Genomic DNA, 13116 nt, shown 5'->3' with positions numbered 1-13116 from the left:
GACGGCATGAAACGTAATAATAAATTTTTCTCAATGTTATATGTAGTACTCTGCCTTGCTTTCTTTTACCTGCCGATCCTGGTGACGATGATCTTTTCCTTTAACTCATCCAAGTCACTGACCAGATTTACAGGCTTTTCCCTGCGCTGGTATCAGGAACTTCTCGGTAACGGGGAAGTAATTAAGGCAGTTTATGTATCTGTTACCATTGCGATCATTGCGACCATTGTTTCTACAATACTTGGAACCATTACAGCGATCGGTTTATCCAAATCAAAGAAGGTAATCAAGGAACTGCTTTTGAATATTAATAATATCCCTATCCTGAATCCTGAGATCGTAACTGCCATCAGCCTGATGCTCTTGTTCTCTTCTCTGGGATTTCGAAAAGGGTATCTGACTATGCTGCTGGCACATATTGCATTCTGTACCCCGTATGTAATTACCAGCGTTTATCCGAAGGTAAGGGCTCTGGATCCAAATATGGCAAATGCTGCCATGGACCTTGGGGCAACACCTTTTCAGGCTCTGACAAAGGTTATCGTGCCGATGATCAAAGAGGGTATTTTCGCAGGCGCGCTGCTTGCATTTACCATGTCATTTGATGATTTCGTTATTTCCTATTTCGTATCAGGAAATGGTGTAAAGAATATCTCTATTGTTGTATATAATATGACAAAGCGTATCAATCCGACGATTAATGCTTTGTCAACCATCGTGATCGTAGTCATCATCGTGGTACTGCTTTTGTCCAATCTGCTTCCGAAGTTTAAGAATAAAGCCAGAAAGCTGAACAGGAAAGCAGTAAAAATTGTCTCTGCAGTTCTGGTTGTTGCCGTTACGGCAGGGCTGATCAAATGGGGATTCGTGGCGCAGTCCACTCATGTGCTGAAAGTTTACAATGCAGGAGAGTACATGGATCTTTCCCTGCTGGAGGATTTCGAAAAAGAATATGATTGTACCATCGTATACGAGACTTTTGAGTCAAATGAGATGATGTACACCAAGCTTTCAAGCGGTGAGACTTATGATGTACTGATCCCGTCTGATTACATGATTGAGAGACTGATCAAAGAAGAATATCTGCAGGCACTTGACTGGAAAGAAATTCCGAATAAGAAAAATCTGCTGAATGATGTCATGAACCAGAGCTATGATCCGGGCAACCGTTATTCCTGTCCGTATTTCTGGGGAACAGTAGGAATCCTTTATGATAAGACAGTAGTAGATGAGGCTGATCTGAAAGATGGCTGGAATCTTCTGTGTAATCCGAAATATAAAGGAAATATTTACATGTATGATTCTGAGAGAGATTCCTTTATGATAGCATTAAAAGCACTTGGGTATTCCATGAATACTACAAATGAGTCTGAGATCGAGGAGGCTTATCAGTGGCTGATCGATCAGCGTGACACTATGGATCCGATCTATGCAGGTGATGATGTGATCGACAACATGATTTCAGGAAACAAAGCGCTGGCAGTTGTGTACTCCGGAGATGCATCTTACATTATCAGTGAAAATCCGAATCTGGACTACTTTACACCGGAACAGGGAACCAACAGATGGTATGATGCAATGGTTATCACAAAGGACTGCAGCGAAGTACAGCTTGCCCATGAATTTATTGATTTTATGATCAGTGATAAATCTGCTCTTTCCAATACGGAAGAAGTAGGGTATACTTCTACAGTGAAGAGTGCTTTTGAAACCATGAAGGAGGGGGACTATGCCGGGATCAGTTCTTATATTCCGGATACAACCAACCCGAATAACGAAATCTTTGCTTATCAGCAGCCAAAGATCAAGCAGAAATTTGCGGAACTCTGGACAAAAGTAAAAGCAAAGTAAAAAAGGATAGCCGTTGTCTGCCGATACGGTGGAAGGTGGACAGTGACTGATACAGACAACAATGCAGAGCATAAGAAGGGAGATCATTTATGAAAAAAAGAGTACTTGCAGTAGTGATGTGTGCATTAATGGCAGGAACAGCATTCACCGGATTCAAGGATGCAGGAGATGATAAAGAACTTGTACTTTTTACATGGGAGGGAATGTTCCCGCAGGAAGTTCTGGATGATTTTGAAAAAGAGACAGGAGTTAAGGTTGTTTATTCAAACTTCGATACAGATGAAACCATGCTTGAGAAGCTTTCCATGGCAAAGGGCGGCGACTATGATATTGTAATCGCAGATGATTATATTCTGGAAACTGCGATCCAGGAAGGACTTGCAGAGAAGCTTGACAAGGATTCTCTGGAGAATATCGGAAATATCAACCCATTATATCAGGGACAGTTCTATGATCCAGACGATGAATACACAGTTCCTTACGGAGCAGGCATCCCGCTGATCGTTTATGATCCGGAACAGGTGGATATTGATATCAAAGGATATAAAGACCTCTGGGATCCGTCTCTTGAGGACAGCATTGCACTGACTGCAAACTATCGTGTGATCAATGGTATCACCCAGCTTTCCATGGGCGAGAGCATGAATGAAGAGGACGTTGACGTGATCAAGAAGACAGGAGAGAAGCTTCTGGAACTTGCTCCGAATGTACGTCTGATCCAGGATGACAATACACAGAATGCACTTCTCAACGGAGAAGCAAGTGTTGCATTTCTTTATACCTCTCAGGTAACAGCTGCTCTGGCTGAGAATCCTGATCTGAAGGTGGTATATCCGGAAGAAGGACTTGGATTTGGTATTATGGGTATGTTTATTCCAAGTGAAGCGCCGGATAAAGATGCGGCATATTCTTTCATGGATTACATCATGCAGCCGGAGGTTGCAGCGAAATGCACAGACTATATCGGCTATTACAGCACAAATAAAGCAGCAGATGAGCTGGTAAATCCGGATCTGGTAGTTCCGGATGACGTTACAAAGGGCGAGATCGTCCAGAATGTAAGCCAGGACGCAGACGCACAGTATCAGAAGAACTGGACTGAATTTAAGGCTGCCTGCGACTAAGGGGTTAATCAACTAAGGAGTTAATATGGATGTTTACAAGGGAACCGGTGCCTTTTCCGGAATTGCCATCGGTAAGATACTGTATTATCATAAAAGCGAATATCAGATGCGCCAGTACGAAATCACAGATGTGAAAACAGAGCTGAATATTTTCCGGCAGGCGCGCACCAGAGTCATGGAACAGCTGGAGGATTTATATGAAAAAAACTGCATAATTCAGGGAACCCAGGCAGAGATTTTTCTCAGACAAAAGAATCTGCTGGAGGGAAAAAGCTTTCAACGTGCCATTGAGAGTGTCATACAGAGTGAAAAAGTAAATTCTGCCTATGCGGTAATGACTACAAGGGATGAGATGCTTAAGACTTTCAGAACTCTGGAAGAGCCTGCGATTAAAGAACGGCTGGATAATATGCGGGAGATTTCCGACCGCCTGATCGGTGAACTGGGAGGTATCTCTCCCAGGATAGATCTTGGGGATGAGCCTGTGATCGTTGTGACGGAGAGTATTACGCCAACAGAACTGATGGAGATGGATAAGGATAAACTGATGGCTATTGTTACCCATCATGGTTCCGACATGTCTCATGCTGCCATTATGGCAAAAACAATGAATATACCGGCTCTGCTGGAAATTGACACAGATTCGGAGTGGGACGGACGGCAGGCTATTGTGGACGGATATACCGGAACTTTGTATATTGATCCGGATGAAGAGGTAAAAAAAGAATATGAGATCCGCAGGCAGGCTGATAAAGAAGAAAGAGAAGAGCTTCTGAAATTAAGGAGAGAACCGGATATCACAAAAGATGGCAGAAAAATTGAAATCTATGCCAATATCGGAAATATGGACGACCTGAACAGTGTGCTGTATTACGGAGCTGCCGGGATTGGTCTTCTGCGCAGTGAATTCCAGTATCTTGGAAGAGAAAATTATCCTCGTGAAAATGAGCTGTTTCTTGCATACAAAAAGATTGCGGAGACCATGGGAGAAAAGCTCACTGTGATCCGTACGGCAGATCTCGGAGCAGACAAGCAGGCAGAATATCTGAATATCCCGGACGAGACAAATCCGATCATGGGGAACAGAGGAATCCGTCTCTGCCTTGACAGAAAAAGAATGTTCAAGGCACAGCTTCGGGCAATTTTCAGGGCGAGTGCATATGGAAATCTGGCGCTGATGTATCCGATGATCAGCTCAGAAGAGGAAATGGATGAGATTGAAGAAATTATCCGGGAAGTAAAGATCGGGCTGGATGAAAAAGGAATTCCGTATAAACATATTAAGACAGGAATCATGATCGAGACTCCGGCAGCAGTCATGATTAGCCGGGAGCTTGCCAGAAGAGTGGATTTCCTGAGTCTTGGAACCAATGACCTGAGTCAGTATACACTGGCGATGGACAGACAGAATCCGCTTCTGCGCAAGAAATATAATGACCATCACCCGGCAGTGCTGCGTATGATTCAAATGGTGATCGAAGCGGGACATGCAGAAAACAGACGTGTCTGTATCTGCGGGGAACTTGCAGCAGACACTGCCCTGACAGAAGAATTTCTGAGGATGGGTGTGGACTGTCTCTCTGTAGTGCCGGCATGTATTTTGCCGGTAAGAAAAGCACTGAGACAGGTGGATCTGTCCGGAGATGATAAAGGTGCGTGAATTTGGTGAAAAGTAAAGTGGTATTACTTCCCTGCCGGGAATATGATGAAGAAAAAATCTATATGCTGCTGAAACAGGGGCTGGATTTTCTGGGTGGAGTGGAGACTCTGATTCCAAAGGATGCGAAGATCCTGCTGAAGCCGAATCTGCTGAAAAAAGCAGAGGTAGAGAAAGCAGTGATCACACATCCGGTTGTAGTAGGAGTTTTTGCGGGAATCCTGCGTGAAAGTGGGTATGAGAATATTGTGCTTGCAGATTCCTGCGGTCATGGAACCACTCAGGCAGTGATTCGCGGAACAGGAATGGATACTTATCTGGAGAAATATCATATTCCGGCTGTTGATTATTCTGAGGGCGTGAAAACTGCTTATCCGCAGGGAGTCCAGGCAAAGGAATTTATCCTGCCAAAAGAACTGTTGGAGCAGGACTGTGTGATTTCCCTGAGCAAGATGAAAACACATGCATTAGAACGTATCACCGGTGCGGTTAAGAACAGCTATGGGTTTGTATATGGATTCTATAAAGCGAAGGGGCACACGCAGTACCCGAGTGCAGACAGCTTTGCCAGAATGCTTATTGATCTGAATAAATGTGTGGCACCGAAGCTGTATGTGATGGATGGGATCGTGGCCATGGAGGGCAACGGACCGGGTTCGGGAGATCCGGTTCCTATGAATGTACTGCTGATGTCCACAGATCCGGTTGCACTGGACAGTGTATTCAGCCGTCTGGTTTATCTGAAACCGGAGATGGTTCCGACGAACTATCATGGCGAGAAAATGGGACTTGGTACATGGAAAGAAGAGGAGATTACCCTTCTGACACCAGACGGGGAGATTTCCATGGCAGAGGCAGTGAAAAAATACGGAAATCCGGCTTTTAATGTAGACCGCACAGAAGTGCGAAAGAATATCTGGACAAGAATGGCGGGAGCGTTAAACATTTTTCAGAAAAAACCATATATAGAAGCTGATAAATGTGTCCGCTGCGGGATCTGTGTGCAGAGCTGTCCGGTTCCGGGGAAAGCTGTGGATTTCAGAAAAGGCAAAGGAAAGCCGCCGGTATATGATTACAGAAAGTGTATCCGCTGTTTCTGCTGCCAGGAGATGTGCCCGAAAAAAGCAATCAAAGTGAAGTAGATGAAAAGCAGATAATAAAAAGCGCAACTGTTTATAGAATTGCCATGGTATTTTCGCAGGATCAGGACAGAGGAAAGCCGGACAATTACCAAAAAGCACATAACAGAGGATGAGAATATCTCGGATTGAGACAGATTCTATCCTAAGTTATGTGCTTTTTTGAGTCATATCCCTCTTTAACCGAATCAGGAAAGTTCCCTGCTTTGGCTGCGAATATTCGTTATTCGTCTGACTATGGCTGTCGAAGATACAAAATCTATCTTCCGAGGCTTCTGCTTATCTCGCGGATGAATTCCGGAGTAGTACCACAGCATCCTCCGACAACAGACGCACCATTTTCGATCAGAACCTTCATATGTTCTGCAAAGCTTTTGGCGTCCATACTGTAAATGGCATTTCCCTGATCATCAATCGTCGGCATACCGGCATTAGGTTTGGCGATGACAGGAATGGATACGTTCTCTTTGATATTGCGGACAACGGATACCAGCTGGTCAGGTCCTACAGAACAGTTGATCCCAACTGCCACAGCACCTGCACCCTCAAGGGCGATCGCAGCCTCCACAGCATTTCCTCCGCTGAAAATGCTTCCGTCAGCTTCTACGGTCATTGTACACATTACAGGAAGAGAACTTATGGATGCAGCAGCATCCAGTGCAGCAAGTGTTTCCTCGATATTGATCATGGTTTCCGCAGCGATCAGATCAACACCTGCATCTTCAAGAACCTTAATCTGTTCACAGTATGTTTCATATGCCATCTCATAGGTGAGATCACCGGCAGGCTCCATCATCTTTCCGGTTGTGGTAATATCACCGGCAACATAGACCTTATGTCCTACTGCCTCTCTGGAAATATTTACAAGTGCATGGTTCATTTCCGCAAGCTTATCCTGCAGTCCGTGAAGTCCGAGACTGTAACGGTTTCCGCCGAAAGTAGGTGCGTATACGATCTGGCTTCCTGCTTCAACATAAGCCTTTTGCAGATTCTGCAGAACTTCTTTGTGCTCCATGATCCATGCTTCTGTACAGATTCCTCTTGGCATTCCGGCGGCCATAAGATTGGAACCGGTAGCACCGTCGAGCAGTACAACATCCTGTGTCAGCTTCTGAAATTCTTCTCTAGTCATGGAAATTTCCTCCTGTGTTTTTCTATGAAAGTCCTGAGTGGCTGCCATGAATCAGTCATGTCTGCATGGGTAAATTCGTGGATACCGGACAGGATGACTTTCATATACTGTGACATTATAGCACAGCTTTCAGGATAAATGGAGAAAATTAATAAATTTTTATTTCATATGATGCAGTAAAAATTTCATCCTTGTCCAGAGTGTTGATATATTTCTTTTCCGGAAGCTCGCCCTTAAATCCAAAATCATCACAGCGTCCCATCCATGGTTCAAGACATACAAAAGGAGAACCCGGGACGGACCAGATGCCAAAGCTTGGAAATCCATGACAGATCAGTTCCACATAAGGAGTTCCGTCAGGGAAAGCGATGCCGGCCTTTTCAATCTGGTCATCAAAAATAAGGGCATCTTTGTCAAACATGTGAGCATCGATAAGGCAGGAACCATTCTCAAGCTCCAGTGTATAAGCTTTATCTGCGACCGCGGTGCCTGATGACATGTCAATCAGCAGATAGGAGAGGGAATCCTGGCCGTCAAAAGTAAGATGATATTGCTCCTGGGAGCCAATTCCTCCGGCAGGTACATTGAATGCAGGATGGCCGCCAATTGTAAAATACATGGTTTCATCATTAAGGCTGATCACTTCCCAGCATACACTGACCTGGTTCTTCTCCAGAACATGCTTGATCTTCAGCTCAAAATCATATGGATAATTTTCTCTTGTGGCATCAGAAGATTTCAGCCTATGGGTGATGGAATCAGCAGTCATATCCACGCAGGTAAATTCGCTGTCTCTGGCAAACCCATGCTGACTGGAGGGATATTCGACTCCATTAATACGATAGTGATCCTCAAAATGACGTCCCACATTAGGGAAAAGAACCGGTGCGTGGCGTTTCCAGTAAGCCGGATCTGCCTGCCAGATCACTTCTCTGTTATGTACTTTATCAAAAATGCTGCAAAGCTCAGCACCATGATCATCTACAGATACTCTAAGATAGTCGTTTTCAATTGTATGGATCATAAATGAATCCTCCTTGATCGATAAATATTGTGTAACTGTTCAGCTGGCAGTATTCTGCAAATCACCGAAGGTGATTTGAAATGCATTTTGGTTCGTAACTGCGAAGGTACCGAATAGTCACGGACATTGATGTCCGGCAATTTTCAAAAAGGTTTTGATTGCTATAAGTTGATGCCGGAATCAATCTGTCTATAAGTATAACACATGGGCTGGATTAATTATAGTTATAAATATACAAAAATAGATCTGAAATGTCGTGGTAAATTGAAAAATACACTGATATAGTGACGAAATACAGAAATCATATGTGTAAAAACCACAATAAATGATTGACGAATAAAAAAATATTTGTTACAATTTACCTCAACGAGTCCTGCGGGACCAGAGCGTGTCTGAAAAATTGTGACGCACATCTTGCGTAAAGCACTTTTCAGACACACTCTAAGACATAATGAACAAAACGTGAAAACAAGGAGGTCATTGCTATGGCGAAAAAAAGAAATATCATTGTTGGACAATCAGGAGGACCTACTGCAGTAATCAATTCCAGTCTTGCCGGAGTTTATAAGAATGCCATTGAACGAGGATTTGACAAAGTATACGGAATGCTTCACGGCATTCAGGGACTGTTGGATGAACAGTATATTGATCTGTCAACACAGATTCATTCAGAACTGGATATCGAATTACTCAAGAGAACACCATCTGCATTTTTAGGTTCCTGTCGTTACAAGCTTCCTGAGATTCACGAAGATAAAGCAATTTATGAGAAAATTTTTGAGATCTTAAATAAACTGGATATCTATGCGTTTATCTACATTGGCGGAAATGATTCCATGGATACGATCAAGAAACTGTCTGATTATGCGATTCTCACAGGACAGACTCAGAAGTTCCTTGGTGTTCCGAAAACAATCGACAATGACCTGGCGCTGACAGACCATACACCCGGATTCGGAAGTGCTGCAAAATATATCGGCGCATCCACAAAAGAAGTGATCCGCGATGCATTGGGACTTACTTATAAGAAAAATATGATTACGATCATGGAGATCATGGGACGTAATGCCGGATGGCTTACAGGTGCCACAGCACTGGCAAAATCTGAGGACTGCGACGGACCGGATTTGATCTATCTGCCGGAAGTGCCTTTTGATGTTGAGAAATTCCTTGCAAAAGTAAAAGATCTTCTGAATAAAAAAGCATCTATTGTAATCGCAGTTTCCGAGGGAATCAAGCTGGCAGACGGAAGATATGTATGTGAGCTTGGAAGCGTGGGAGACTATGTGGATGCATTTGGACACAAACAGCTTCAGGGAACAGCCACTTATCTGGCAAACTTCCTGGCAGCGGAGTGCGGATGCAAGACAAGAGCTGTTGAACTTTCCACATTACAGAGAAGTGCTTCCCATATGGCATCCAGAGTGGATATTGATGAAGCATTCATGGTAGGTGGTGCTGCAGTTAAAGCTGCAGATGAAGGTGACACAGGTAAGATGGTTGTTATCGACCGTGTTTCCGATGATCCCTACATGGCAGCTACAGGTATCTACGATGTACACAGAATCGCAAATGAGGAGAAACTTGTTCCGAGAGAATGGATGAATAAAGATGCTACAAACGTAACTAAGGATTTTGTAGACTATATTAAACCTCTGATCCAGGGAGATTATCAGCCTATTATGGTAAATGGTATGCCGAGACATCTGGTACTGAACATGAAAAAAGGCAGAAAGAAATAATTGATAAAAATTATAAACGGGCAGCCGGGCAGATCAACTTATCTGTTTTGCTTCCCGTTTTTTCCTGTTATATATGAGATGTGAGAGAAAAATGTAGATAAAGACCAGAATAAAGGACTGAGAAAACCTTAACAATAATAAGAATAATAAAATAAATCACATTATGCAGAATGTATAAAAATTTTAGCTAATTTTAGCAGAATAACCTTGACGAAATGACACAAATTCTATAAAATAATTATGTGCGTATAAGAAACATATATTTACTTATGTGCGAAAGGTGTGGCTGTTCAGTTACTTCACAACAGAATGCTGAATAGTTACAAAAGAACAATAATTTAGGAGGAAAATGTAAAATGGCAAAATGGGTTTACATGTTTACAGAAGGTAACGCTAATATGAGAAACCTTCTGGGTGGTAAAGGTGCCAACCTTGCTGAAATGACAAACCTTGGTCTTCCTGTACCTCAGGGCTTCACAATCACAACAGAAGCTTGTACTCAGTACTATGAAGACGGAAGACAGATCAATGATGAGATCATGGCTCAGATCATGGAAGCAATCACCAAAATGGAAGGAGTTACCGGAAAGAAATTCGGTGACAAAGAAAATCCTCTGCTTGTTTCCGTTCGTTCTGGTGCGAGAGCTTCTATGCCAGGTATGATGGATACTATCCTGAACCTTGGTTTAAATGAAGACGTTGTTAACGTACTTGCTGAAAAATCCGGCAATGCTCGTTGGGCATGGGACTGCTACAGAAGATTCATCCAGATGTACTCTGATGTAGTTATGGAAGTCGGAAAGAAATATTTCGAAGAACTTATCGATGAGATGAAAGCTAAAAGAGGTGTTAAGCAGGATGTTGAACTTACTGCAGAAGACCTTCATGAATTAGCTGAACAGTTCAAAGCTGAATATAAAGCAAAAATCGGTGCTGATTTCCCAACTGATCCTAAGGAACAGTTAATGGGTGCTATCAAAGCCGTATTCCGTTCCTGGGACAACCCACGTGCGAACGTATATCGTCGTGACAACGATATCCCGTATTCCTGGGGTACAGCAGTTAACGTACAGATGATGGCATTCGGTAACATGGGTGATGACTGTGGTACAGGTGTTGCCTTCACACGTGACCCTGCTACAGGAGCTAACGGTCTGTTTGGTGAATTCCTTACAAATGCTCAGGGTGAAGACGTTGTTGCCGGTGTTCGTACACCTATGCACATCTCCGAAATGGAACAGAAATTCCCGGAAGCATTCGTACAGTTCAAACAGGTTTGCGAAACACTTGAAAAACACTACAGAGACATGCAGGATATGGAGTTTACTGTAGAGCATGGTAAACTGTATATGCTTCAGACACGTAACGGTAAGAGAACAGCTCAGGCTGCTTTAAAGATCGCTTGTGACCTTGTTGATGAGGGAATGAGAACAGAAGAAGAAGCTGTAGCTATGATCGACCCACGTAACCTTGATACTCTTCTTCACCCACAGTTTGATGCTGCTGCTCTGAAAGCTGCTACACCAATGGGTAAAGGCCTTGGCGCTTCTCCTGGAGCTGCTTGCGGTAAGATCGTATTCACAGCTGATGACGCTGTTGAATGGGCTGAAAGAGGAGAGAAAGTTGTACTTGTACGTCTTGAGACATCTCCGGAAGACATCACAGGTATGAAATCTGCTCAGGGTATCCTGACAGTTCGTGGTGGTATGACATCTCACGCAGCAGTTGTTGCCCGTGGTATGGGTGAGTGCTGTGTATCCGGATGCGGTGATATCGCTATGGACGAAGAAAACAAGAAATTCACACTTGCTGGTAAAGAATTCCACGAAGGAGACTTCATCTCCATCGATGGTACAACCGGTAACATCTACGACGGAATCATCCCGACTGTAGACGCTACAATCGCTGGTGAGTTCGGACGCATCATGGCATGGGCTGACAAGTACAGAACAATGAAAGTTCGTACAAACGCAGATACTCCGGCTGATGCTAAGAAAGCTGTAGAGCTTGGTGCAGAAGGTATCGGTCTTTGCCGTACAGAGCATATGTTCTTCGGTGAGGGACGTATCGATGCATTCCGTGAAATGATCTGCTCCGAAACAGCAGAAGAGAGAGAAAAAGCTCTTGCAAAAGTTCTTCCATTCCAGCAGGATGACTTCAAAGGTCTCTTTGAAGCTCTGGAAGGTAACCCTGTTACTATCCGTTTCCTGGATCCGCCTCTTCATGAGTTCGTTCCTACAGATGAAGCTGACATCAAGAAACTTGCAGATGCTCAGGGCAAAACTGTAGAGCAGATCAAGACTATCATCGCTTCTCTTCATGAGTTCAACCCGATGATGGGACATCGTGGATGCCGTCTTGCTGTAACATATCCTGAAATCGCTAAGATGCAGACAACAGCAGTTATCCGCGCAGCAATCGAAGTTAAGAAAGCTCATCCGGACTGGACAATCAAACCGGAAATCATGATTCCACTTGTTGGCGATGTAAAAGAGCTTAAATATGTTAAGAAATTCGTAGTTGAGACAGCTGATGCTGAGATCAAAGCCGCTGGTTCTGACCTTCAGTATGAAGTTGGTACAATGATCGAGATCCCGAGAGCAGCTCTTACAGCTGATGAGATCGCTAAAGAAGCAGACTTCTTCTGCTTCGGTACAAACGACCTTACTCAGATGACATATGGCTTCTCCCGTGATGATGCAGGTAAATTCCTCAACGCATACTATGACGCTAAGATCTTCGAGAACGATCCATTTGCAAAACTGGATCAGGTTGGCGTTGGCAAGCTGATGAAGATGGCTATCGAACTCGGCAAACCAGTTAACCCGAACCTTCACGTAGGTATCTGCGGCGAGCATGGTGGAGATCCGTCTTCTGTAGAATTCTGCCACAAGATCGGTCTTAACTATGTATCCTGCTCACCATTCCGTGTACCGATCGCTCGTCTTGCAGCAGCACAGGCTGCTATTGCAAATAGGTAGGAGTTCTCTTTCCTTTGAATTGCCGCTTAGTTTCGAGCAGGCAGCAGCCTATCGAAAGGCTAACGGACAGTATGTAAGGAAAAATCAGTGGAGAGATACCACTGTAAGGGTATTCATAGACCTTGATTAACAGTTAAATACGATAAGCGTATCATTAGAAATAGTGGTACGCTTATTTTTTGTCCCTTTTTGCAGATTTGTCCTTTCCCCTACTTTCCAATATAATGAAGCTAAAGAAGTGGAGGTGTGCTTATGAGAGAGAAATTTAATCATCTGTATTTGGATAGCCACGAAAGAAAACTTTTGATACATAGCCTTGTAGAGTTAAAAAATCAGCTCATTCAGCAAGGCAGATATACGGATTGTGTTGACGAGCTTATTTTTAAGGTCATAAATGCACCGACCAAGAGAATGAAAATTGAATATGTCTAAGGCAAATTACAAAGCCGCTTATTCTTATTGATTT

The 13116-nt window shown here is 43.5% G+C and carries 10 protein-coding genes; 8 read left to right on the top strand and 2 right to left on the bottom strand.

The window, feature by feature from the left end:
- Positions 1-6: 6 nt before the first annotated feature.
- The 5 genes from NQ550_RS11660 (at position 7) to NQ550_RS11640 (ending at position 5887) form a co-directional block, all read left to right on the top strand.
- Positions 7-1851: an extracellular solute-binding protein gene (locus tag NQ550_RS11660; protein ID WP_025577624.1), complete on the top strand. Its 1845-nt coding sequence runs from the start codon at positions 7-9 to the stop codon at positions 1849-1851.
- Between the two features lie 89 nt (positions 1852-1940).
- Positions 1941-2975 (top strand): polyamine ABC transporter substrate-binding protein, encoded by a 1035-nt coding sequence (locus tag NQ550_RS11655; protein WP_025577627.1) that lies wholly within the window; start codon positions 1941-1943, stop codon positions 2973-2975.
- 25 nt (positions 2976-3000) lie between these two features.
- Complete coding sequence (ptsP, locus tag NQ550_RS11650) at positions 3001-4635, top strand: phosphoenolpyruvate--protein phosphotransferase (RefSeq protein ID WP_025577630.1); 1635 nt, start codon at positions 3001-3003, stop codon at positions 4633-4635.
- Positions 4632-5774 carry a DUF362 domain-containing protein gene (locus tag NQ550_RS11645; protein WP_025577632.1) on the top strand — a complete coding sequence of 381 codons (1143 nt, stop codon included), beginning with the start codon at positions 4632-4634 and terminating at the stop codon, positions 5772-5774. The genes ptsP and NQ550_RS11645 overlap by 4 nt, the downstream gene beginning before the upstream one ends.
- Positions 5744-5887 carry a hypothetical protein gene (locus NQ550_RS11640; protein ID WP_182437484.1) on the top strand — a complete coding sequence of 48 codons (144 nt, stop codon included), beginning with the start codon at positions 5744-5746 and terminating at the stop codon, positions 5885-5887. Before NQ550_RS11645 ends, NQ550_RS11640 begins: the two co-directional genes overlap by 31 nt.
- Positions 5888-6030: 143 nt before the next feature.
- On the opposite strand, the gene NQ550_RS11635 is transcribed toward NQ550_RS11640, so the two are convergent.
- Positions 6031-6903, bottom strand: a complete 873-nt coding sequence (locus tag NQ550_RS11635) for a homocysteine S-methyltransferase family protein (RefSeq protein ID WP_025577633.1) — start codon at positions 6901-6903, stop codon at positions 6031-6033.
- Between the two features lie 148 nt (positions 6904-7051).
- Positions 7052-7927: an aldose 1-epimerase family protein gene (locus tag NQ550_RS11630; RefSeq protein WP_025577636.1), complete on the bottom strand. Its 876-nt coding sequence runs from the start codon at positions 7925-7927 to the stop codon at positions 7052-7054.
- 485 nt (positions 7928-8412) lie between these two features.
- Between NQ550_RS11630 and NQ550_RS11625 the strand changes: the two genes are divergently transcribed.
- The 3 genes from NQ550_RS11625 to NQ550_RS11615 all read left to right on the top strand — a co-directional run bounded on the left by NQ550_RS11625 (position 8413) and on the right by NQ550_RS11615 (position 13082).
- On the top strand, positions 8413-9669 hold the full coding sequence (locus tag NQ550_RS11625) for a 6-phosphofructokinase (RefSeq protein WP_008703460.1): 1257 nt from the start codon (positions 8413-8415) through the stop codon (positions 9667-9669).
- A 356-nt stretch (positions 9670-10025) separates the two neighbouring features.
- Positions 10026-12650: a pyruvate, phosphate dikinase gene (gene ppdK, locus NQ550_RS11620; RefSeq protein ID WP_025577638.1), complete on the top strand. Its 2625-nt coding sequence runs from the start codon at positions 10026-10028 to the stop codon at positions 12648-12650.
- Between the two features lie 252 nt (positions 12651-12902).
- Positions 12903-13082 carry a hypothetical protein gene (locus NQ550_RS11615; protein WP_025577639.1) on the top strand — a complete coding sequence of 60 codons (180 nt, stop codon included), beginning with the start codon at positions 12903-12905 and terminating at the stop codon, positions 13080-13082.
- Positions 13083-13116 lie beyond the last annotated feature (34 nt).

Source organism: Blautia wexlerae DSM 19850, from assembly GCF_025148125.1.
Lineage (GTDB): Bacteria > Bacillota > Clostridia > Lachnospirales > Lachnospiraceae > Blautia_A > Blautia_A wexlerae.
This window is presented reverse-complemented; position numbering and strand designations above follow the sequence as displayed.